General features: G+C 59.5%; 21 protein-coding genes. 17 read left to right on the forward strand and 4 right to left on the reverse strand.

The genetic code is table 11. The features are described 5' to 3' along the window. Positions 1-234 precede the first annotated feature (234 nt). Positions 235-435, reverse strand: coding sequence for a hypothetical protein (locus FHX16_RS18645; RefSeq protein WP_183757035.1), 201 nt, complete (start codon positions 433-435; stop codon positions 235-237). 101 nt (positions 436-536) lie between these two features. Here FHX16_RS18645 and FHX16_RS18650 point away from each other — a divergent pair, with 101 nt between their 5' ends. The 4 genes from FHX16_RS18650 (at position 537) to FHX16_RS18665 (ending at position 6,920) form a co-directional block, all read left to right on the forward strand. After that, positions 537-1,199, forward strand: coding sequence for a protein-L-isoaspartate O-methyltransferase (locus FHX16_RS18650; protein ID WP_183864127.1), 663 nt, complete (start codon positions 537-539; stop codon positions 1,197-1,199). A gap of 209 nt (positions 1,200-1,408) precedes the next feature. Then, positions 1,409-2,293: a DUF2497 domain-containing protein gene (locus FHX16_RS18655; RefSeq protein ID WP_183864128.1), complete on the forward strand. Its 885-nt coding sequence runs from the start codon at positions 1,409-1,411 to the stop codon at positions 2,291-2,293. A 118-nt stretch (positions 2,294-2,411) separates the two neighbouring features. After that, entirely contained in the window at positions 2,412-5,255 is a 2,844-nt protein-coding gene (locus FHX16_RS18660) for a valine--tRNA ligase (RefSeq protein ID WP_259129642.1), read from the forward strand. Between the two features lie 405 nt (positions 5,256-5,660). Then, entirely contained in the window at positions 5,661-6,920 is a 1,260-nt protein-coding gene (locus tag FHX16_RS18665; protein ID WP_259129644.1) for an OmpP1/FadL family transporter, read from the forward strand. Between the two features lie 3 nt (positions 6,921-6,923). Here FHX16_RS18665 and FHX16_RS18670 read toward each other — a convergent pair whose 3' ends face one another. Continuing rightward, complete coding sequence (locus FHX16_RS18670; RefSeq protein ID WP_259129645.1) at positions 6,924-7,364, reverse strand: hypothetical protein; 441 nt, start codon at positions 7,362-7,364, stop codon at positions 6,924-6,926. Between the two features lie 263 nt (positions 7,365-7,627). On the opposite strand from FHX16_RS18670, the gene exoR reads away from it, so the two are divergent. Continuing rightward, on the forward strand, positions 7,628-8,431 hold the full coding sequence (gene exoR / locus FHX16_RS18675) for an exopolysaccharide production regulator ExoR (protein WP_183757000.1): 804 nt from the start codon (positions 7,628-7,630) through the stop codon (positions 8,429-8,431). Between the two features lie 26 nt (positions 8,432-8,457). Here the strand turns inward: exoR and xth are convergent, their stop codons facing one another. Then, positions 8,458-9,282 carry an exodeoxyribonuclease III gene (gene xth / locus FHX16_RS18680; RefSeq protein WP_259129647.1) on the reverse strand — a complete coding sequence of 275 codons (825 nt, stop codon included), beginning with the start codon at positions 9,280-9,282 and terminating at the stop codon, positions 8,458-8,460. A gap of 123 nt (positions 9,283-9,405) precedes the next feature. Continuing rightward, complete coding sequence (erpA, locus tag FHX16_RS18685) at positions 9,406-9,738, reverse strand: iron-sulfur cluster insertion protein ErpA (RefSeq protein ID WP_183756998.1); 333 nt, start codon at positions 9,736-9,738, stop codon at positions 9,406-9,408. 216 nt (positions 9,739-9,954) lie between these two features. Here erpA and FHX16_RS18690 point away from each other — a divergent pair, with 216 nt between their 5' ends. From FHX16_RS18690 to FHX16_RS18745, 12 genes are all read left to right on the forward strand, one after another. Then, positions 9,955-11,172 carry a deoxyguanosinetriphosphate triphosphohydrolase gene (locus FHX16_RS18690; protein ID WP_259129649.1) on the forward strand — a complete coding sequence of 406 codons (1,218 nt, stop codon included), beginning with the start codon at positions 9,955-9,957 and terminating at the stop codon, positions 11,170-11,172. 65 nt (positions 11,173-11,237) lie between these two features. Next, complete coding sequence (gene argS / locus FHX16_RS18695; protein ID WP_183864135.1) at positions 11,238-12,995, forward strand: arginine--tRNA ligase; 1,758 nt, start codon at positions 11,238-11,240, stop codon at positions 12,993-12,995. Positions 12,996-13,054: 59 nt separating this feature from the next. Continuing rightward, positions 13,055-16,069, forward strand: coding sequence for an SPOR domain-containing protein (locus FHX16_RS18700; protein ID WP_259129651.1), 3,015 nt, complete (start codon positions 13,055-13,057; stop codon positions 16,067-16,069). 107 nt (positions 16,070-16,176) lie between these two features. Continuing rightward, positions 16,177-17,190: a beta-N-acetylhexosaminidase gene (gene nagZ, locus FHX16_RS18705; RefSeq protein WP_183864137.1), complete on the forward strand. Its 1,014-nt coding sequence runs from the start codon at positions 16,177-16,179 to the stop codon at positions 17,188-17,190. A 21-nt stretch (positions 17,191-17,211) separates the two neighbouring features. Further along, the gene (locus tag FHX16_RS18710; protein ID WP_183756993.1) at positions 17,212-18,072 is read left to right on the forward strand and encodes a ScpA family protein; all 861 of its coding nucleotides are present in this window, start codon (positions 17,212-17,214) and stop codon (positions 18,070-18,072) included. A 32-nt stretch (positions 18,073-18,104) separates the two neighbouring features. Next, positions 18,105-18,785, forward strand: a complete 681-nt coding sequence (gene scpB / locus FHX16_RS18715) for an SMC-Scp complex subunit ScpB (protein ID WP_183864221.1) — start codon at positions 18,105-18,107, stop codon at positions 18,783-18,785. 185 nt (positions 18,786-18,970) lie between these two features. Continuing rightward, entirely contained in the window at positions 18,971-19,171 is a 201-nt protein-coding gene (locus FHX16_RS18720) for a twin-arginine translocase TatA/TatE family subunit (RefSeq protein WP_016553757.1), read from the forward strand. 49 nt (positions 19,172-19,220) lie between these two features. Further along, positions 19,221-19,856 (forward strand): Sec-independent protein translocase protein TatB, encoded by a 636-nt coding sequence (gene tatB, locus FHX16_RS18725; protein ID WP_183864138.1) that lies wholly within the window; start codon positions 19,221-19,223, stop codon positions 19,854-19,856. Continuing rightward, complete coding sequence (gene tatC, locus FHX16_RS18730) at positions 19,853-20,680, forward strand: twin-arginine translocase subunit TatC (protein ID WP_183864139.1); 828 nt, start codon at positions 19,853-19,855, stop codon at positions 20,678-20,680. Before tatB ends, tatC begins: the two co-directional genes overlap by 4 nt. A 91-nt stretch (positions 20,681-20,771) precedes the next feature. Beyond that, positions 20,772-22,055, forward strand: a complete 1,284-nt coding sequence (serS, locus tag FHX16_RS18735) for a serine--tRNA ligase (protein ID WP_183864140.1) — start codon at positions 20,772-20,774, stop codon at positions 22,053-22,055. Positions 22,056-22,059: 4 nt separating this feature from the next. Continuing rightward, entirely contained in the window at positions 22,060-22,827 is a 768-nt protein-coding gene (gene surE / locus FHX16_RS18740) for a 5'/3'-nucleotidase SurE (protein ID WP_183864141.1), read from the forward strand. 6 nt (positions 22,828-22,833) lie between these two features. Continuing rightward, a complete protein-coding gene (locus tag FHX16_RS18745) occupies positions 22,834-23,487 on the forward strand; it encodes a protein-L-isoaspartate(D-aspartate) O-methyltransferase (RefSeq protein WP_183864142.1) in 654 nt (217 codons plus the stop codon). Positions 23,488-23,542 lie beyond the last annotated feature (55 nt).

The raw sequence follows: 23,542 nt of genomic DNA on the forward strand, positions 1-23,542 counted from the left end.
CAAAGCTGGAGCCGTCGAGTTCAGTTGATCCGCTGCAACGACGGCATCGGGGACACACCGTTTGTCGCGACATTCGGGGCGCCGCCTCTCACAAAGGGAATGAGGAGTATGATCCCGAGCAGCGCACAAATGAAAAAGCTGCCCAGCAGAATTGGTCTAATTGCCATGTCCGGTCCGTCGAATCCCAAGGGACCGACACTATCCGGCGAAAAACTGACAATAGCCTGAAGTCAGTCAGCTCGTTTCACGATCGAAAAGCCCGCAGCAAAAGATGCCGACCAGCGTGATGATGATGAAGAAGTCGAACAACGAAAGATATTCGATGATGTTAGGCATTGCCTGCTCCTCCTCTATTCCTCCGGTTGCAATAATATCACAGGGCGCGCGTTTGTTCCATGAAGGATTGCGAAGAGCGCCAGCGGGCAGCGGCGCCATCCCGAATTCTTGTCATGCGCATTCGCGAAGCCTTGAAAGGCCAGTGTGCTGAGATTAAGAGACGTGCAGACAAAGCCGCTTCTATCGGGCGAGAGGACAACATGAATTTTGAATCAGCACGCGCAAACATGGTCGACAACCAGCTCCGCACGACGGACGTCACCTCGCATTCCGTGCTGACGGCGTTTCTCACCGTCCCGCGCGAGGCCTTTGTTCCCGAGAAGGCAAAGCCGCTTGCCTATATCGATCGGGATGTCGAAATCTGTCCTGCAGCGGCGGGCAAGCCCGCACGCTATCTCATGCAGCCGTCGCCGCTTGCAAAGCTGCTGCAGCTCGCCGCGGTTACCAAGGATGACGTCGTCCTCGAGATCGGCGCCGGTAGTGGCTACGTGTCGGCCCTCTTTTCACAGATTGCCGGCACGGTGGTCGCGGTAGAAGAGGACGAAACGCTGGCGGCGGAAGCCAAGACCAATCTTGCGAGCTACCCAAACGTTTCGATCGTCGCCGGTTCACTCAATGCCGGTAATCCGTCGGGCGCTCCCTATGACCTGATCTTTATCAGCGGTTCGGTCGAGGAAGTTCCGTCCTCCTTGCTGTCGCAGCTCCGCGACGGCGGGCGTTTGGTCACCGTTCAAGGCTACGGCGGGTCGGCACGCGCCAAGGTCTTCGTGAGCGAGCGCGGCACAATTTCCGAAAACGTCTACTTCAACGCTTCGGTCAAGCCGCTTCCCGGTTTCGCCAAGGCGCGCGAATTTGTATTCTGAACCACGCTGCGATGATTGATTTTCGACGGGCGCCTCAGGCGCCCGTTTTGTTTCCCGCGATAGAATCTAACCGCGTCAGAAAAGCTGTGCATGGCATCATTCATTTGATTCGCGATGATTTTTTTCAATCCTCGGCTATCCTAAGCTCTGGGTGATTCGGATGCCCACTCCACGCAATCCGGTCGTTTTTCGGAATAACGGGGATAGATATGGCTCAGCCAAGCGTAGCGCGTGAACCGTCGATGGAAGAGATACTGGCGTCGATCCGCCAGATCATCGAGAGCAATGACCCAGGCGCGGGCAGGGCGCTATCGGCATCGCTGCCGGCGGCTTACGGCGTTGATGAGGATGCTCGCGATTCGGACATCCATTTGACGGTGGACGAGGCCTACGCTGGCGTGGAATTCCCTGAAGCGGCTGCTCAGTCTGACCCACGCTTCGTTGCGGCCAATTCGGCAGGCTCGGCTCCCGTGCCGGAAGCGCAGCCGCGTGCCATGTCGCTGGCCGATGTCGCCGCGCGGGTCCGCGCGGCGTCGGAGCGCAACACTGCCCAGTTGCGCGACGTGCCGCCAGCCTTGCGGCAAGCCGAAGCAAGGAGCGCGGAACTGAGCATGGAAGCGCCGGAAGCTACTCGCGAGGCGCCCGGTTCTGCGCCAGTTGCTGCACACTCCGAGGCGGCCGTGACTGCTCCTATCTCGGCGCCGGCGCCGAAGGTCGTCGCGGTTCGTCCGCCCGTAGAAATCCCCTTCGAACTGGCTCCAGTGGCTATGGAGCCGTTACCGGCGCTGGTCCAGGTGCCCGAGGTATTCGTTCCCGCGGTCGTTGAACCGGCCGTGGAAGAAGCAATCCAGAACCTCGCTGAGCAAGAGCAGCAGCCGGCATTGCTCTCGCACGACGCGGGACTGCAAATCGCCCGTTCCTTTGAAGAGTTGGCTGCCGCCATCGATGGCGCCGAGCGGCGTTCTCTCGATGAGATCGCCGAAGACATGCTGCGCCCGATGCTGCGCGAGTGGCTGGATGACAATCTGCCGACCCTGGTTGAGCGTCTCGTGCGTGAAGAGATCGAACGCGTGGCGCGCGGCCCGCGCCGCTGATCGGAAACGCCTTTTCCCAAAAAGCCGCTCCGGTCTCCGGGGCGGCTTTTTTATTGACTTGCCCGAAGCCATCCTATTTACAACCCGCATCAAAGAACCTCCAGATTTTGGTCCCCAAATGCTCGACAAGACCTACGATTCCGCTGCCGTTGAACCGAAAATCGCTGCGAAATGGGATGAGGCGGACGCCTTCCGCGCGGGCGCCAACGCCAAGTCGGGCGCCAAGTCCTTTACCATCGTGATCCCGCCGCCCAACGTGACGGGATCGCTGCACATGGGCCATGCGCTGAACAATACGCTGCAGGACATCATGGTCCGCTTCGAGCGCATGCGCGGCAAGGACGTGCTCTGGCAGCCGGGCATGGACCATGCCGGCATCGCCACCCAGATGGTTGTCGAGCGCAAGCTGATGGAACAGCAACTGCCGGGCCGCCGCGACATGGGGCGCGAAGCCTTCATCGACAAGGTTTGGGAATGGAAGGCGGAATCCGGCGGCCTTATCTTCAACCAGTTGAAGCGCCTCGGCGCCTCCTGTGATTGGTCCCGCGAGCGCTTCACCATGGATGAGGGGCTTTCGGCCGCCGTTCTTGAAGTCTTTGTAACCCTTTACAAGGAAGGCCTAATCTATCGCGACAAGCGTCTCGTCAACTGGGATCCGAAGCTCCTGACGGCGATCTCCGACATCGAGGTCGAGCAACACGAGGTCAACGGAAACCTCTGGTACTTCCGTTATCCGCTGGAGCCTGGTGTCACGTATCAGCACCCGATCGCCTTCGATGATGACGGTAAGGCGACAGAATGGGAAACCCGCGACTATATCGTCGTTGCGACCACTCGTCCGGAAACGATGCTTGGGGACACCGGCGTTGCGGTCAATCCGAAGGATGAGCGTTACCGGCCGCTTGTCGGCAAGCACGTCATCCTGCCGATCGTCGGTCGGCGTATTCCGATTGTCGCCGATGATTATCCGGATCCGACGGCCGGCACCGGCGCTGTCAAGATGACGCCGGCGCATGATTTCAACGACTTCGATGTCGGCAAGCGCACCGGTCTGCGTGTCGTCAACGTGCTCACCGGCGACGCACGGATCATGCTCAAGGATAATGAGGATTTCCTGGAGGGCATTCCTGACGCCGCGGCACTGCATGGCGCCTGGGACGAACTCGAAGGCAAGGATCGCTTTGATGCCCGCAAGATCATCGTCCGCATCTTTGAAGAGGGCGGTCTGCTCGACAAGGTCGAGCCGCACAAGCACATGGTCCCGCACGGCGACCGTGGCGGTGTTCCGATCGAACCGCGCCTGACGGAGCAATGGTACGTCGACGCCAAGACGCTCGCCGCACCGGCAATCGCCTCGGTCCGCGAAGGTCGCACCAAACTCGTTCCGCGCAGCTGGGACAAGACCTATTACGAGTGGATGGAGAATATTCAGCCCTGGTGCGTTTCCCGTCAGCTCTGGTGGGGCCATCAGATCCCGGCCTGGTACGGCCCGGATGGTCAGGTCTTCGTTGAAAAGACGGAAGAAGAAGCTCTGCAGGCGGCAATCCAGCACTATCTGTCGCACGAAGGCCCGATGAAGGCCTACGTCGAGGACCTGCTGGAGAATTTCAAGCCTGGCGAAATCTTGACGCGCGACGAAGACGTTCTCGACACCTGGTTCTCGTCTGCGCTGTGGCCGTTCTCGACGCTCGGCTGGCCGGAACAGACGCCGGAGCTTGAGCGCTACTATCCGACCAACGTTCTGGTCACCGGCTTCGACATCATCTTCTTCTGGGTTGCCCGCATGATGATGATGGGCCTTCATTTCATGAAGGACGATGACGGCGTTCCGGTCGAGCCGTTCAACACCGTTTATGTCCATGCGCTGGTCCGCGATAAGAACGGCCAGAAGATGTCGAAGTCCAAGGGCAACGTCATCGATCCGCTGGAACTGATCGACGAATACGGTGCCGACGCGCTGCGCTTCACGCTTGCGATCATGGCAGCGCAGGGCCGCGACGTGAAGCTCGATCCCGCCCGCATCGCCGGCTACCGCAACTTCGGCACAAAGCTCTGGAACGCGACGCGCTTTGCCGAAATGAACGGTGCCAAGAGCGATCCGCACTTCGTGCCCGAAGCGGCCGAACTGACGATCAATCGCTGGATTCTGACGGAGCTTGCCCGCACGGAACGTGACGTTACGGAAGCCTTGGAATCCTACCGTTTCAACGATGCGGCTGGCGCGCTCTATCGCTTCGTCTGGAACCAGGTCTGCGACTGGTATCTCGAACTGCTGAAGCCGGTCTTCAACGGTGCGGACGAAGGCGCCAAGAAGGAAGCGCAGGCTTGCGCCGCCTATATCCTGGAGGAGATCTACAAGCTCCTGCATCCCTTCATGCCGTTCATGACGGAAGAGCTTTGGGCGCACACCGCGGGCGAAGGCATCGAGCGCGACACGCTGGTCTGCCATGCCGAATGGCCAGCGCCGTCCTATGCCGATGACGCCGCTGCCGATGAGATCAATTGGTTGATCGATCTGGTTTCCGGCATCCGCTCCGTTCGTGCGGAAATGAACGTGCCGCCTTCAGCTGTTGCGCCGCTGGTTGTCGTCGGCGCCAATAGCCTGACCCGCGAACGCCTTATCCGCCACGATGCTGCGATCAAGCGCCTTGCCCGCGTTGACGGCATCTCGCTGGCCGGTGAAGCGCCGAAGGGCGCTGCGCAGATCATTGTCGCCGAGGCGACGATCTGCTTGCCACTTGGCACGCTGATCGACCTGGCGGCTGAAAAAGCGCGCCTAGAGAAGGCAATTGCCAAGGCTGATGGAGAGATTGCGCGCATCAACGGCAAGCTCTCCAACCAGAAGTTCGTTGCCAACGCCAATCCTGATGTCGTCGCTGCTGAGCGCGATCGCCTGGACGAACTGCAAGGTCAGATTGCGAGCCTGCGGGTTGCACTGTCACGTGTATCCGAGGCGTCGTAAAATCAACGCTTGGTAGCAAGAATTTTCAGGGGCGCCCGACTTCGAATCGGGCGCCTTTTTCTTAGGTCGATCGGAGTCGCCGAACTTTGCTGCCCGATTTGCCCAAATTGCTAGCCGTAGGCGTTGATTCCACACGTTTTATCGGGGCGCACGGCGAAAAATATGACTGTTGTTTCCCTGTTACAGGATGGCGCTATCGTGGAATGGTCGACCCTAAGTGAGTAGGTATTTTTACTATCTGTAGAATTTCGTTCTAATTTGCGAAAATATTGACGTGCTCGTCAATCTGTTACGTAAAACTTCCGTTAGCCGAGTTTCCAATCGCGCCCGAACACAAAGTTGCCATTTATCGGCATCGCCTGCACAGTCCGGCCTCATTGCAATTGCCTGAGTGGGGGAGACACATTGGCATCTCGTATGACATCGGCCGGCGTTCTGTCGCTTGCCCTCTTTTCAACGCTGGCGCAGCCGTCCTTCGCGGGCGGTCTTGATCGCGGCGGCTACAATATCGACCTGCTCTTCGATCAGTCGCGTTTTTCGTCACAGGCGGCCGTGCTCTACGTCATGCCGCAGCGTGAGCTGAAGAATGTAAGGGATACCAATACGTCAGTACTGACTGGTGGCGGAAACCTCAATGGAAGGTCTCACTCGGCGGACGAGACAGAGAACTATGCGGTGCCTTATATCGGCTTCAAGGCCGGATACGAAGATGTAGACTGCCTGTTCGACTATTCCGAACCGTTCGGCGCGCATACGAATCCGGGCGTCAATTGGGCCGGCGCCAACAACAATATCGAAACGAAAATCGAGACGCACAATTACGCCACCACATGCTCTTACAAGTTCGATGTTGGTCCCGGTCAGCTTCGCCTGATTGGCGGCGCCTTCTACCAGGAAGTAGAAGGCTTCAAGGAGCGTCTGGTTAGCACCTTGCCCATAGCATTGGGCACTGGAACAGGTGTTGGACGGCTCGATCTTGAGGACAATGGCTGGGGATGGCGTGCCGGTATCGGCTACGAAATTCCGGAATATGCGATGCGTGCGAGCTTGGTCTACAACAGCCGAGTGAAATACGACAGCTTGAGTGGCACTGTGGATCTTACACAGGTGCCGGTGGTCCCCGGGTTTGGCGGGCGCGTCACCAGCGTCTTCGGTGAGGCTGAAGCGCCGGATTCTCTGGAGTTGAAAGTTCAGAGTGGCATCGCACCAGATTGGCTGGCATTCGGCTCCGTAAAGTGGACCAACTGGAGTGTTCTCCAGTCGATTCCGCTTTGCCCCGTCGCCACGAAAGGCAGGGCTTGTACGGCGACCAGTGGAACTCAGCTCACGTCTCTTGACCTGCTCTATCAGGACGGCTGGACCGTTTCGGGCGGCATTGGTCACAAGTTCAATGAACAATGGACCGGCGCTGTTAGTCTGACTTGGGATCGTGGCACCAGCCACGGTTACGGATCGCAGACCGATACTTGGACGGTTGGGGCAGGCGCTGCCTATAACCCGACTGAGAACATCGAATGGCGCGTTGCTGGCGCACTCGGTGTCCTGACCAGCGGCTCCTCAGGAGTGCTGGTGCAGGATGGCGTCACATACGGAAACGACGTCTCATACGACTTCGACAATGATCTCGTCGCTGCCATCTCGACCAGCATCAAGGTGAAATTCTAAGTTTCAAAGACGAACCTCAGAAGAACCCGGCAAAACTGCCGGGTTTTTCTTTATGTACGCCTCGTTAAGCATGCCCTTTTGGCGTCTCATTTTGTGACGATTCAGCAACAGTTTTTTACCAGCATTTGCGTAAGATGATCTCAGGGCGAAATTGTCCATTTCCCGCCACAAACTAGGCGCAGCGCTATAGTCGGGCGAGGAAATGACAGGCGTAAAGTGCGCGTAAAAGAGTACGATGAGCGAGTTTGTAGCGGGTGCAATCAGGATGGGTGAAGCGTACGGCAGAGATGCCGCGGCCGGCGCCATTTTCCTTTTCCCGCAAGGCGATTCCGCCCCGGAGTTTCGCTCTGACGTTGCGCTTTCGACCCTTTCTTTTCTTTCGTGGCCGAACCGATCGGCATCGTCGGAATCGGCTTCCGGTAACGACGATACAGGTTTGGTCACAATTGGTGATTACCTTTTTCTCGACGGCAGAATGGCACATGGCCGAGCCGCGGGAGTGAGGCAAATCGCATCGCGGGCGAGCCGTGCTGGACTACGGACGGAGAGTGTCGATGCGCTTGGAATTGAGGTCCTCGAGGGAGGGCTGAGGCTGGATGCGACGCGGGCAAAGGGGCCTTTGAGCTCACCGCGGGATCGCTCGCCGGGAGGAATGCATCCACGGATCGAAAGTCCGTCCGGATGGGAAGCGAAAGAAACCGAGTGAAATGCTGACGTCCGAGTTCAGACCTTTCAGACTAATGCTCATGGGCCTTTCCATTGCCTGTTGCGCGGCAATTGCATCGCCTGCAGGTGCATTCGACATCAAGTCGGGCGTTTCGAAGGAATCCGGCCCCTTCGATCTCTTCAAGTTCGGTTTCAAGGCCTACAAGAACGGTCAGAAGGAAGAGGCAGTCGAAGCCTACAAATACGCGGCTGAAAAAGGTCATACAGGTTCGCGCTGGGCACTCGCCAACATGTATGCCGACGGCGATGGCGTCGCGCAGGACGACTTCGAGGCCTTCAAGATCTACAGCGAAATCGCGCAGCAGGGCGTCGAGCCGGGCTCGGAAGATACCGGCTTCTTCGTCAATGCGCTGCTCTCGCTCGCCAACTACTACAAGCATGGGATCCCCGGCAGTCCGGTGAAAATCGATCTCAACCAGGCGCGTCAACTCTACTTCCAGGTTGCGTCCACCTTTGGCGTGCCCGAGGCACAGTTCCAGCTGGCACAGATGATGTTGGCAGGTGAGGGTGGCAGCACCAGTGCGCAGCAGGCGAAAAAATGGCTCAACCAGGCCCGCAAGAGCGGCCATCCGGGCGCCATGTCCGTCTTTGGCAACATCCTCTTCCAGGAAGGGCAGGCGGCCAACGGGCTGGCGCTAATGACCGCCGCTCTCGACCGCTGCAAGCCGAAGGACTGTGGTTGGATGGAGGCTCTGCAGGAGCAGGCCTTTTCGGTCGCGACCGAAAGCGACCGCCGCTCGGCCGTCGCCCTTTCTCACAAGATTGCCGTCAACGGCTCCGACTAAGCCCGCGAACGGTTCTCGCCTACACCTTACGAGTGGAGGGATCGCGACGCGTTTTCGGCTAAAGCCGCGAAATCGAAATAGACCACAACAGGCACGTGGTCTGACGGCTTCTCCCAGGCCCGCACATGCTTTTCAATCGCTGACGACGTCATGCGATCGGCAGCTTCCGGCGAAAGCAGCAGGTGGTCGATGCGAATGCCGTTGTTTTTCTGCCATGCACCGGCCTGATAGTCCCAGAACGAGTAGAGCTGAACGCCATCGGTCGTCGCGCGCACGGCATCCGTCAGGCCAAGGCCTTCGAGCCGACGGAAAGCCTGCCGTGTCTGCGGCAGGAACAGTGCATCATTTTCCCAAACCTTCGGATCGAAGCAGTCGTGCGGTTCCGGGATGACGTTGTAGTCGCCGGCGAGGATCAGGATTTCCTCGTAAGCCAGACGCTCAGCGGCGAAAGTCCGCAGCCGCTCCATCCAGGCGAGCTTGTAGGAATATTTCTCGGTTTCAACAGGATTGCCATTCGGCAGGTAGAGGCAGCAGACGCGCGCCACTCGATTGCCCGGCAGCGAGAAGACGGCTTCCAGGAAGCGAGCTTGCTCGTCGAGCGGATCGCCCGGCAGACCGCGACTTACTTCATCGGGCTTGGTCTTGGAGAGGATCGCGACGCCGTTGAAGCCCTTTTGGCCATGCGTCTCGACATGATAGCCCATGGCCTCGATCTCGAGCCTCGGAAAACCCTCGTCGACCGTCTTGATCTCCTGCAGGCAGACGATATCGGGGTCGGAGTCCTTCAGCCACTGTGTCAGGTTGTCGATGCGCGCCTTGACGCCGTTGATGTTCCAGGTCGCGATCTTCATGGAATGTCCTGTTCCGCTTCGTCGGCTCCCTTGTATCGCGCTCTTTCGATTGCGGACAAGACGAGAAACCGGTCGAAAGGGATTCTTTCGGCCGGTTCGATGTGGATACGCGGAGATACGGTACTAGATCGAGAAGCTTGTACCGCAGCCGCAGCTGGCAACCGCGTTCGGGTTCTTGATCTGGAAGGACTGGCCGAGCAGGTTATCGACGAAGTCGATCTCAGATCCCGCCATGTAGACCAGTGACAAGCTGTCGATCAGCACCTTCGCGTCATTCTTTTCGACCACCACGTCGTCGTCATGGGCGCCGTCCGCGAGGTCGAACTTGTAGGAAAAGCCTGAACAGCCGCCACCTTCCACGGAGACGCGCAAGGCGCTCTTGCCGGGCTCCGTGCCGACGATGGCCGCGATTCGTTTTGCCGCGGCTTCGGAAAGGGTTACATTTACGTCCGTCATGTTTGCTCCTGCCGGGGTCAAGATCCGGAGAGAATAGTTCTTAGCCGCCGGTTTCAAGCGACTGTTTTCAAAGCTACTTACGATTCATACCACAGAAGCGCAAGTTTGGCTAAGGCGGCCGAGAAAGCATCGCTTTGCCGTTTATGTGCTCTATAGGTATGAAGAGCGCAAGGCAGCGTCAATGGGCGAGCTGCTGCATATCGGTAACGGTGACGAATGACGATCGACAGGCAAGCATTGGGTTACGGCAACGGTGACAGGGCGGCGTATGCGGCTGATCCCTGGGCGACGCGCGGCAGGCTCTACCCCGAAGACCTAAGCCCAACCCGCTCGGATTTTCAGCGCGACCGCGACCGCATCGTTCATACGACGGCATTTCGTCGGCTGAAGCACAAGACCCAGGTCTTCATCGCTCAGGACGGTGACCACTACCGTACACGGCTGACGCACACGATTGAGGTCGCGCAGGTGGCCCGCGCTCTTGCCAGGGCCCTGAAGCTGGACGAGGATCTCGCCGAGGGAGTGGCGCTCGTCCATGATTTCGGCCACACGCCGTTCGGCCATACGGGCGAGGACGCGCTGCATGAGGCGCTGTTGCCCTACGGTGGCTTCGATCACAACGCCCAGTCGCTGCGTATTGTCACCAAGCTGGAGCGCCGCTATGCCGATTTCGATGGCATCAACCTGACCTGGGAAAGCCTGGAAGGTCTCGTCAAGCACAATGGCCCGCTTCTGACAAAGGACGGCGCCGGCACGCGTGGGCCGGTTCCGCAGCCCATCCTGGATTACTGCGAGATTCACGACCTGGAACTGGACACCTATGCAAGCCTCGAGGCGCAGGTGGCCGCAATCGCCGACGACATCGCCTACAACACGCATGACATCGATGACGGGCTTCGCTCCGGCTATTTGACCTTCGAGATGCTGGAGGAGATCCCGTTTCTGGCCGGTCTGATGACCGAGGTACGGGAACGCTATCCGAACCTGGAGCCTAGCCGCTTTACCCACGAGATCATGCGCCGCCAGATCACGCGCATGGTCGAAGACGTCATTTCCGTTGCCCAACAGGGCCTTGCGGAAATCAAGCCGAAGAGCGCAACGGATATTCGCCAGGCAGGTCGCGTCATTGCAACCTTCTCCGAAGAAATGTCCGAGACCGACCGGCAGATCAAGGCGATGCTTTTTAAGCGCATCTACCGGCATCCCGAGATCATGCGTATTCGCGCCGGCGCGGCGCAGATTGTCACCGATCTCTTCGGAGCCTATATGGCCAACCCGAAGGAGATGCAGAGCCACTATTGGGTGGATCATATTGCGGGCCTTGCAGAAGCGGCGAGGGCGCGCCATGTCGGCGACTATCTGGCGGGGATGACCGACACTTACGCGATCAGTGCCCACAGGCGATTGTTTGACCACACTCCGGATTTGCGATAGGCAGCGGTCGCCCGGCTGGGACCGGACAAATGCCTTGTGGCAAAGCCTATGCATGGAAGAGTGCGATGAACCTTTTTACCGATTTCGACGCCCGGATTAAAACCGCCCTTGAACAGATCGATCTGGTCAAGGAGAAGCGATCTGAGGTGGATTTCGGCCGCATCGCGATCGAACCGCCACGCGACCCAAGCCACGGTGATGTTGCGACCAATGCCGCCATGGTGCTGGCAAAGCCGCTTGGAACCAATCCGCGTGCTCTGGCCGAGATCATCACGGAGAAGTTGAAGGAAGACGCCGACGTCGCTGATGTCTCGGTCGCAGGCCCAGGCTTCATCAATATCAGGCTTTCCGTTGGCTACTGGCAGCGCCTGCTCGCCTCGATGATCGAGGCCGGTACCGACTACGGCCGCTCCATGATCGGCGCCGACAAACGCGTCAACGTCGAGTATGTCTCCGCAAATCCGACCGGGCCCATGCACGTCGGCCACTGCCGCGGCGCTGTCGTCGGCGACGCGCTGGCCAACTTGCTTTCCTTCGCCGGCTTCGACGTCGTCAAGGAATACTACATCAACGATGCGGGCTCGCAGATCGACGTGCTGGCGCGCTCCGTGTTCCTGCGTTACCGCGAAGCACTCGGCGAGAAGATCGGAGAGATTCCGCCCGGACTTTATCCGGGCGACTATCTCGTTCCGGTCGGCCAGTCACTGGCCCGTGACTATGGCGTGAAGCTGCACAACATGCCGGAAGACCAGTGGATGCCGCTGGTGAAAGATCGCACCATCGATGCGATGATGGCGATGATCCGCGAGGATCTCGATGCATTGAACGTGCATCACGACGTGTTCTTCTCGGAGCGCACACTGCATGCGAACGGCGCGGCTGCGATCCGCACGGCTATCAACGACCTGACCTTCAAGGGACATGTCTACAAGGGTACGCTGCCGCCGCCGAAGGGCCAGTTGCCCGAGGATTGGGAAGACCGCGAGCAGACGCTGTTCCGCTCCACTGAGGTCGGTGACGATATGGATCGGCCGCTGATCAAGTCGGACGGCTCCTACACCTATTTTGCTGCCGACGTTGCTTACTTCAAGAACAAGTTCGATCGTAATTTCAACGAGATGATCTATGTTCTTGGTGCTGACCACGGCGGCTACGTCAAACGTCTGGAGGCGGTCGCTCGGGGCGTTTCCGAAGGTAAGGCGAAGCTGACGGTTCTTCTTTGCCAGCTTGTAAAGCTGTTCCGCAATGGTGAGCCGGTGAAGATGTCGAAGCGCTCGGGCGACTTCGTGACGCTGCGCGAAGTTGTCGAGGAAGTCGGCCGCGATTCGGTGCGCTTCATGATGCTTTATCGCAAGAGTTCGGAGCCGTTGGACTTCGATTTCGCGAAGGTAACAGAGCAGTCGAAGGACAATCCGGTGTTCTACGTGCAGTATGCGCATGCGCGCTGCATGTCTGTTTTTCGGCAGGCAAAGGAGGCGTTTCCTGACCTCGACGTCAGCCCCGCCGACCTTGCGAAGGCGGTTGCAGGAATCTCGGATCCCGCTGAATTGCAGCTGGTTGCGAAGGCGGCCGAGTTTCCACGCTTGGTCGAGTCTGCGGCGCAGTCTCAGGAGCCTCACCGCGTCGTATTTTACCTCTACGATCTGGCAAGTTCTTTCCATGCGCACTGGAATAAAGGTAAGGATCAAGTAGACTTACGATTTATTAACGATAAGAACCGAGAATCGAGTATAGCCAGATTAGGGCTGGTGTACGCCGTTGCGTCGGTTTTGAAGTCGGGACTTGCCATTGCGGGTACCGCTGCGCCGGATGAGATGCGGTAGCGTCACCATTTACCCACAATGCTCTGGCATAAACCTTAGCAAGTGCGAGTGGGATGAGTATGGCAGACAAACAGCGGGCGTATGACACGCGTAAGAATACGGACCTCTTTGCTGACGATGATCCTTTGGCGGAACTTGCCCGCATCGTTGGTTTCGAACCACGGGTAGCGGCGAATACTGTTGAGGATGCGCCCCGACAGGAGCCAGCTTTCAATCTCGAAGATGAGTTGTTGCGCGAGTTCGATCGCTACGAGGAGCCTCAGTCTGCTGCTTCGTTTGATCGTTTGCCTGAGCCCGTATTCGAGCAACCGGCTGCGCATGAAGCCCCAATTGGCGAAGCTGAAGTCGCGCCGGCTGCCGAGGCTGAGCCCGACTTTGTCGTCGAGCCTGAAGTTGCCATTGAGCCGGTGGTTTCTCAACAGCAGGAAGTGGCGTCCAACCTTACGCCTGCCGCTTGGGCGTCGAACGCCGTCCGTGACGGTGAGCCGGTATCTGGTGGGGCCCGTGATCTGATCGAAGAACTCGAGATGTCGATCGGTACTGCGCCGGTCCCACCGACGGCGCCTGCCAAGGCTCCCCAGTGGTCTGCCGCCAGCATCCGGCTTCCGATCGCCAATTTCCATCCGGCACGCCGCGACGAGCTCTCAGTTCCGGCAGTTGTTCCTGTTGCTGCGCCTGTCGTCCAGCGGGACATTTCCGTGCCTGAGTCGACTACCGCTGCTTCCGAACACGTCGCTGTCTTTGAGGCGCCCGTTGCCGCAGGCTTCCCCGCCGAAATCGATCGGCATGAAGAGCCTGAGGTTCTTCACGAAGAACTTGAGGTGTTTCAAGACTCGCCCGTGGTCGACCCTCTCATCGATCACAGCGCCTTCGATCTGGCCGCTGCCGCGAAGGATGGTGACGTTCAGGCCGATGCGGCGCTGACGGAAGCCCTGCCAACGGAGATCGACGATATCAATTTCGATATCGACGATCTCCTTGCCGATGTTTCGCACTACCCTGTTCCCGAGCGTCAGGCCGCGCCTGCAGCCGATGCTGCGGAGCTATCGCGCGCTGCAGAACCGGTTCGTGTCGCAGCGCCCATCGTTGCCCCGATGCCGAAGCCGGTCGAGCAACCGTTGGCCGTTCCCTCCGCCAAGGCCGAACCGGAGGGCGATGATCCTTTCGCTGGCCACGACTTCGAACTCGATCTTGAAGGCATCGAGCTCGAGCTGGCGGACTTTGACTTTGCCGAGCCTGCAAAGCCGCAACCGCAGCCACAGGCGATTGAACCGGCGAGAGTGCAGACGCCTGAGCTAGCCACAGTGAAGACGCCGCATGTCGAGGCAGCTAGACCGGTCGCGCCAATGCCCGTCTTCCAGGCGGCGCAGCCCGCTGCGGCCGTCGCTGGTCCGATCCGCCAAGCACCGGTGGAGATGGCGCCCGCCACCAACACGACCGCTACGCCTGCGTTCTCAGCAGATGCTGGAGACGACCTTCCATTCGATCCGTCGATGATTTCGGATGCCGAATATCATCCGGAAGCGGTCGAAGAAATGCATGTGCCGGTGCTGCCGCCGGTTGAGCAGCCGGAACTTGTCGTAACGACCTCCGACTTCGATTTCGACGTCGACGCCGAAATCGCTAATCTGCTTGCTCCTGCAAAGCCAGCGGAAACGCCCGCGAAGCCAGTTGTCGAGGAATGGCGGACCCGAGCTCCGATCTCCGTTGCGCCAACCGCAGCACCAGCCGCGCCTATCGCCAAACAAGCTCCGTTGCAAAACTTGGACGAGTTCGAACGTGCTCTGGAAGAAGATTTCCGTCGCAGCGTCAACGAGCCGGTACAGCGCCGCGAAAATGTTTCTCAGGTTCAGATCCAGTCGGCAAGCGAAGCCGAGGACATGAGCCGGGCACGCTCCATGAAGCGGATGCTGGCTGCAGCTGCAGCGATTGTCGTCTTCGGCAGCGTTGCCTATGCAGGCTACACCTTCCTGGCCGGCAACGGCCGGCTCGGCATCGCCTCCGGCGAACCGCGCGTAATTACCGCTGAGAAGGACCCTGTGAAGGTTGTTCCCGAAAATCCGGGTGGCAAGACCGTGCCGAACCAGGACAAGGCTGTTTACGACAGCGTTGGCGGCGCGGCTGCAGAAGAGCCGAAGCAGAAGGCCTTGGTATCAAGCAACGAGCAGCCGGTGGACGTTGTCCAGCGCACCCTGACGCCAGAAACGCTGCCGGAGGACAATGACAGCGACGTCGCGACACCGCCCATGGCGACGCCGGTTGGCGACACTCAGGATCCGCGCCTGCTGCCGAGCCAGGATACGGCCGTTGCCGACGAGGCTGACAGCGCGAACCAGGCGCCGTCTGTTTCCGCCCGTAAGGTCCGCACGATGATCGTCCGTCCGGACGGTACTCTGGTGGCCCGCGACGAGCCGGCACCCCAAGCCACACCGACGCTGCCCAAGGCAACGTCGGTTCAGACGCAGAAGATCACGGCTGGCGCCAAGCCTGCCGGTGGCACAGCTGCGAATTTCCCGGCATCCGCGCAGGTCGCTTCCGCTGATATACGCTCCACCCCGGTTGAAGAAACCAAGCCGACGCCGGCTCAGGCTCCTCCGGAAAGTGCTTTGGCCAAGGCCGCCGCGGCCACTCCCGCGAACGTCGAGCCGCCCGTCCGGGCGGTGAAGAGTTCTCCAGTCGACGCCGCTCCGGCTCCGGCAGCGCGTCCAGTCGAGACCGAACAGACGAAGGCTGCCGCCGCGGAGGCGCCTGCTGCGCCGGCAGCACCAAAGCCGAAGGAAGTTGCCGCTGTTTCGCCTGCTGCGACGCAAGTTCAGCCGACTGCGGCGGCTGGCGGTTACGGGGTTCAGATCGCATCGCTTCCTTCCGAAGAAGAGGCGAAGAAATCCTACGCGAGCCTTTCGAAGAAGTTTGCGGGCGTGCTCAGTGGCCGCAGCTACGAGATCCGCAAGGCGGAGATCGCAGGCAAGGGAACTTTCTACCGCGTTCGTATTCCGGCCGGCTCGAAGGATGAAGCCGCGGCGATTTGCGAAAAGTACCGTGCTGCAGGCGGCAGCTGCCTCATCTCGAAGTAAGCTTTCGCAGGCATTCAATCGAAGCGGCGGGCCATTGGTCCGCCGTTTTTTTGTGAATGCCGATTGACGCCGCTCGTATTTCCGCATGGCACCTCTATGATTCGGATATGACCGAATCAAAAGCGATGATCCTTGGCTGTAGCGGCCACTCACTCACTCCCGAAGAAAAGGCGCTCTTCAGCGCCGAGCGTCCTTGGGGCTTCATTCTCTTTGGGCGCAACATATCGGAGCCGCAGCAGATCAGCGACCTCGTCGCGGAGATGCGGGAAGCAGTCGGATGGCATGCTCCGGTTCTGATTGACCAGGAAGGCGGGCGCGTTCAGCGTATCCGTCCGCCGATCTTCCAGCATTACCCCTCGGGGCAGCAGCTTGGCGATCTCTACCGCCAGGACAGGGAGAAGGGCGTCCGCGCCGCGTGGCTGATGTCGCGGTTGCACGCCTTCGATCTTTCGGGCCTCGGGATCAATGTTGATTGCCTGCCGGTGCTTGATGTTCCTGTGGAAGGCAGCAGCAACGTGATCGGCAATCGCGCCTACGGGGGCAATCCGGAAACAGTCACGGCCATGGGGCGTGCCGCAGCCGAGGGTCTGAAGGCGGGCGGCCTTCTGCCTGTGATGAAACACATGCCGGGCCACGGTCGCGGCTTTGCTGACTCCCATCACGAGCTGCCGGTTGTTACAGTTTCGCGGGCGGAACTCGAGGCGCATGATTTTCCGCCGTTCATTGCCATGAAGGACGAATTGATGGCAATGACGTGCCATGTTGTCTTTGCGGCAATCGATTCTGAGCGTCCGGCGACTACCTCCCGTAAGGTTATCGACGGCATCATCCGCGACCATATCGGCTTCAAAGGGCTGTTGCTTTCCGATGATACGTCGATGAACGCGCTTGCAGGTACGATCGGAGAGCGTGCCGCCAACATCATCGCCGGCGGATGTGATATCGTGCTGCATTGCAATGGCCACATGGACGAGATGCAACAGGTTGTCGAAAACGTGCCCGTCTTGCAGCACCAGTCGCTCTTGCGCGCACAAGCGGTGCTGAACGGTTTCCCGACGGCGGATAACGCCGAGGAGGCGTCGGTCCGCGCCGAATTCGACGAGATGTTTGCGACTGTCTGATCGCGGAAGGAGCTGGGCTGGGTGAACACGATAAAGGGCACGGAACGGCTACAGGCCGCGGCAACGCCGATGGACAAGCTGTGGCAGGAGAACGACGCGGAGCGCGCGACCTCCGATCCCGCGCTACTGATCGACGTTGCCGGTTTCGAAGGGCCGCTCGACCTTCTGCTCTACCTTGCCCGCAATCAGAAGGTCGATCTCTCCCGCATCTCCGTGTTGGCGCTGGCGGAGCAATATCTGCAATTCATCGAAAGCGCGCGGCGTATCCGGATCGAGCTTGCGGCCGACTATCTCGTCATGGCGGCGTGGCTCGCCTATCTGAAATCGCGCCTGCTGATCCCGCAACAGGCCAAGGATGATGGCCCCTCAGGGGAGGAAATGGCGGCAACGCTTGCCTTCCGCCTGAAGCGCCTCGAAGCAATGCGCGAGGCTGCAAGCGGTCTCGTCAACCGCAACCGTCTGGGCCGCGATATCTTTGCTCGCGGTGCGCCCGAGCATATTCCGGACAGGCAGCAGTCAGCATACACCGCTAGTCTCTACGATCTCCTGACGGCTTATGCGTCTCTCAGGCAGCGTCAGGCGGTGACTCAGGTGACGATTGCACGACGGAATGTTTGGTCGCTGACGGATGCCCGCGAGCTTCTGACCCGCATCATCGGCGAGATCGGCGATTGGACGGCCCTGGAAACCTATCTCCTGCGTTATACGGCGTCGCCGGAAGACAGAGTGACAGCAATTGCCAGTGCGTTTGCGGCTTCCCTCGAGCTCGTTCGCGAAGGTAAGCTTGAAATCCGGCAGGACGGGGCCTTCCAGCCGCTCTATATGCGGCGTGGCCCTAAGCACGGGACGCTGCAGGTGGTCGAACAGGAGCGACCGGCGTGACCGATCTGGAAGACGAACATATCGACAATACGATGGCGGAAGATTCAGAGGACGATCTCCATGCTGAGGCAGAGGCGGAGCGCATTGCCGAAGCACTGGTCTTCGCGTCCGCGCAGCCCGTCTCCGAAGGCTTCATCGCGGACCGCTTGCCGCGTGCGCTGAATGTCCGCGCGATCATGCTGCGCCTGAAGGAGCAGTACGCCCATCGCGGTGTAAACCTGGTCCAAGTGGATGACGCTTGGGCCTTTCGCACGGCGGCAGATCTCTCCTTCGTCATCAGGCGCGACGAGAACGAGGCAAAGAAGCTGTCACGAGCGGCCTTGGAAGTGCTGGCGATCATCGCGTATCACCAGCCGGTGACTCGCGCTGAGATCGAAGACATCAGAGGGGTGCAGACCTCCCGTGGCACGCTTGATGTGCTGATGGAGGCTGGCTGGGTTCGCTTTCGCGGTCGCAGGCGCACGCCCGGTCGCCCCGTCACGTTAGGCACGACGCGCGATTTCCTTGACCATTTCGGCCTGGAGGAGATCCGTGATTTGCCTGGCCTTGAAGAATTGAAGGGCGCGGGATTGCTCTCCGGTCGCATACCGGCCAATTTCAATGTACCATCGCCTGCGATGAACGACGAGTTGACCGAGGACGAAGATCCGATAACGCAACTCGATCTTGAAGAACTCGGTCTGCTTGCGCCTGGTGGCGCCTCCGAAGACTAGGCGGATTGACCTTTGTTCCGTCACGCATTTCGAAAACAACGCCGATCACGGTTTTTCGAATGTGTATTCTCTTGTCACAGACGGCGATACCGTGACATTAAGCGACAATCTACAGGGAACTTTGATGTTGGAATTGGTGTAGGAAACTCTTACATCAAGGAACATCGCAAAAGGGAGTTAGCGTAATGGGTTCTTTTAGCATGTGGCACTGGCTGATCGTTTTAGCCATCGTGCTGTTGTTGTTCGGTCGCGGCAAGATTCCGGAACTGATGGGCGATGTTGCCAAGGGCATCAAGAGCTTCAAGAAGGGCATGAACGACGAAGACAGCACGCCCGAGACCACGGCTGGCAAGACCGTCGATCACAAGGCCGACGAAACCAAGTAATCACCTCCGGGCAAACGTAGCCCCCACGTTTCCCGTCCAGGAGCCTTGAATGTTCGATATTGGTTGGACCGAGCTGCTTGTCATCGCGGTCGTACTGATCGTGGTGGTTGGTCCGAAGGACTTGCCGCCGATGCTGCGTGCGTTCGGCAAGATGACCCAGCGTGCGCGCAAGGTCGCAGGCGAGTTTCGCGCGCAGTTCGACGAGGCGCTCCGTGAAGCCGATCTGGACGATGTGCGCCAGACGCTCGCTGATGCGCAGAAGTTGAACCCCGTCAACAGTTTGCGCGATGCCATGAATCCGCTTCGGCAGATGGGCAACGAGATCAAGGCCGACCTGCAAAAGGCGACGACGGTGGAGAAAAAGACCGAGGTTCCGGCTGCTGCCGTGTCGGTGCCTGAGCCGTCGATGAGCCTGCCGGAGACGCCGCCGGTGGTAGCGCCGCCGCCGGCCGCAGTCTCGGAGCCGGTCGTGGCGGCAACAAGCCCGGTAACGGCGACTGTCCAAGAGAAGCCGAAAGCAGTTCGCAAGCCGCGTGCTAAGGCAGAACCTGCGACGGTTGCCGCTCCAATCGAGAAGCCCAAGCGGGCTTCGACGAAGCCTGCGACCGTCAAGAAGACAGCGGCGGTTGCCGCCACAGCCGCTCCGAAGAAGACGGCAGCAAAGAAGAAGAAGGACGACGCATGAGCGGTGAAATCGAAGATAAGCCGCAGCCATTGATCGAACACTTGATGGAGCTGCGTACGCGGCTGATGTGGTCGATCGGTGCGTTTTTCGTTGCGTTCATCGCCTGCTTCATATTCGCCAAGCACCTCTTCAATGTCCTGGTCTACCCATACAAATGGGCCGTGACCTGGGCGAAGCTGGATGTGTCCAAGGCGCAGCTCATTTACACCGCGCCGCAAGAGTTCTTCTTCACGCAGGTGAAGGTCGCCATGTTCGGCGGCCTAGTCATCGCGTTTCCGATTATCGCGGCTCAGATCTACAAGTTCGTGGCGCCCGGCCTCTACAAGAACGAGCGCGCCGCCTTCCTGCCGTTTTTGGTCGCGTCGCCGATCCTGTTTCTGATGGGCGCTTCGCTCGTCTACTTCTTCTTCACGCCGATGGTCATGTGGTTCTTCCTGACCATGCAGCAGGCGCCGGGTGAGGGCGATGTTGCGATCTCCCTGCTTCCCAAGGTCTCCGAATATCTCAGCCTGATCATGACGCTGGTGTTTTCGTTTGGCCTCGTTTTCCAGCTTCCAGTGATCACCACGCTACTCGCCCGCGTTGGCCTGTTGACGTCCCAATGGCTTGCCGAGAAGCGCAAGTTTGCGATCGTGCTTGCCTTTATCGTTGCAGCGGTGCTGACGCCGCCTGATCCGATGTCCCAGATCGGCCTTGCGCTGCCGACCATCCTTCTCTACGAGATTTCCATCTACGCGGCGCGACTCGTGGAGCGCCAGCGTGCCCGCGAGGCGGTCGAAGAGGCTGAGGGAACCACGGACGTTGCCAAGACGGACAACGTCTGACGATCTCCCTCAATGAGCGCTTCCAAGCATCCGGTCGAGGCCCAGCCGGGCGTTGGCCGGGTTATCTTTTTTACAACGACCTGGAACGACGATGCTCGATATCAAATGGATCCGTGAGAATCCCGAAGCGCTCGATGCGGCACTTGCCAAGCGTGGTGCCGAGCCTTTGTCTGAAAGCCTGATCGCGGTCGATGAAAAACGCCGCTCGTCCATTCAGAAGGTCCAGGACATGCTGTCCCGCCGCAATGCCGCCTCCAAGGAGATCGGCGCTGCGATGGCACAGAAGAACAGTGAGCTTGCCGAAAAACTCAAGGCTGAAGTGGCCGACCTGAAGGTGCTGCTGCCGAACGCCGAAGAGGACGAGCGACAGGCGACCGACGAACTGAATGACGCGCTGTCGCGCATTCCGAACGTCCCGCATGACGACGTACCGGTCGGCAACGACGAGCACGACAATGTCGTTGCCCGGATCGTCGGAGAGAAGCCGCGCTGGAATCACACGCCGAAGGAACACTTCGAGATCGGCGAAGCGCTCGGCTACATGGATTTCGAGCGGGCTGCCAAGCTGTCGGGATCGCGCTTCACCGTGCTCACTGGTCCGCTCGCTCGGCTAGAACGTGCGCTCGGTCAGTTCATGATCGACCTGCATACCGGCGAGCACGGCTATACTGAAGTCAGCTCTCCGCTGATGGTCCGCGACGATGCCATGTTCGGTACCGGGCAGTTGCCGAAGTTTGCGGAAGACCTGTTCAAGACGACGGATGGCCGCTGGCTGATCCCGACCGCCGAGGTGACGCTCACCAATCTTGTCTCTGGCGAAATCCTCGATCAGGAAAAGCTGCCGCTCCGTTTCACCGCGCTGACACCGTCTTTCCGTTCGGAAGCGGGCTCGGCCGGCCGCGATACGCGTGGCATGCTGCGCCAGCATCAGTTCTGGAAGTGCGAACTCGTCTCGATTACCGATGCTGAAAGCTCGCTTGCCGAACACGAGCGCATGACGGCTTGTGCCGAAGAGGTCTTGAAGCGTCTCGGCCTGCATTTCCGTACGATGACGCTCTGCACCGGCGATATGGGCTTTGGTGCGCGCAAGACCTACGACCTCGAGGTCTGGCTGCCCGGGCAGAATACCTATCGCGAAATCTCGTCCTGCTCGGTCTGCGGCGATTTCCAGGCGCGTCGTATGAATGCGCGCTATCGCGGCAAGGAAGACAAGGCGACGAAGTTCGTTCACACGCTGAATGGCTCCGGTACGGCCGTCGGTCGCTGCTTGATTGCGGTTCTGGAGAACTATCTGAATGAGGATGGTTCCGTGACGATTCCAGATGCGCTGCTGCCATACATGGGCGGCTTGAAGAAGATCGAACGGGCGGCTTGAACCAATGCGCATTCTGCTCACCAACGACGACGGCATTCACGCAGAAGGCCTCGCGGCGCTGGAGCGGATTGCACGGACACTCTCCGACGACGTCTGGATTGTCGCGCCGGAGACGGATCAGAGCGGCCTCGCTCATTCGCTGAGCCTTTCCGAGCCGTTGCGGCTTCGCAAGATTTCCGACAGGCATTTCGCGCTGCGCGGAACGCCTACCGATTGCGTCATCATGGGCATCAAGCAAGTCATGGACATTAAGCCGGATCTGGTGCTTTCAGGCGTCAATTCTGGCTCGAACGTCGCCGACGATATCACCTATTCGGGCACCGTCGCCGGCGCCATTGAAGGCACGCTGCAGGGTGTCCGCTCTGTTGCATTGAGCCAGGCCTACCTGCACCAAGACGGCGCAAGGACAGTCCCCTGGGAGGTCTGTGAGGCACACGCCCCGGTGCTCCTCGATAAACTGATGACGCTCGAATTGCCCGTTGGGACGTTCCTGAACCTGAACTTTCCGAATTGCAGGCTCGAGGAAGTCGAGGGTGTCGAAGTGACGGCACAAGGTAAGCTCGCCTTCAATTTGCAGGTCGATGAACGGGCGGATGGACGCGGCTTTCCATACTACTGGCTCAGGTTCGGCGAGCGTGCCGGCGCCTTCACCGCAGGCACGGATATTCACGCTTTGAAGCATCGCAAGATTTCGGTAACTCCTTTGAAACTGGATTTGACTGATTATTCCGTACAGGACCGCGTGGCGCGGGCGCTTTCGGGTACGGAGTAGATCGCTTTGACTGCACGGTTGGTGGAGAAGGAAGGCTTTGCGGCGCTTGTGTTGAGGCTGCGAGCCGAGGGTGTATCCGATCTGGACCTGCTGACGGCGGTGGAGCAGACGCCGCGGTCATTGTTCGTGCCGCCCCAGTTTGCCGAGCAGGCCTATTCCAGCCGCACGATACCGATCGAATGCGGCTCCTTTATTGAAGGCGTGGATTTCGCGGTCAGGGTTCTGCATCACTTGAAAATCAAGCCGGGGCAACGTGTCCTAGAGGTCGGCACGGGCAGCGGCTTCATGTCCGCCGTCATGGCGCGCATGGCCGAACGCGTGCTGACGATCGACCGCTACAAGACGTTGACGACAAACGCGCAGCGCCGTCTCGATTCGCTTGGGCTCCGGAATGTCATTATTCGCCAGGCCGATGGCAGCGCTGGCCTGCAAGGTGAGGGGACGTTCGACCGGATTCTGGTCACCGCTGCGTTCAACGCGATGCCGCGGTTCTACACCGACCAGCTTGTTTCCGGCGGTTCGATGATCGCCCCTTTGATGATTTCCGAGAATGAGTGTCGCCTGGTGCGGCTTACAAAAACGGGCAGCCGCTTCGAGCGCGAAGAACTGTTCGACACGCCTTATCTCCCGATCGTGCCGCGGCTGGCTTCGCAACTTTGAGGCGATCCGCCTGTTGGTGTTGCTATGGTTAGCAATCTCTCAAAAAAATCTCGCG

The organism is Rhizobium sp. BK661 (assembly GCF_024808825.1).
Classification (GTDB): Bacteria; Pseudomonadota; Alphaproteobacteria; order Rhizobiales; family Rhizobiaceae; genus Rhizobium.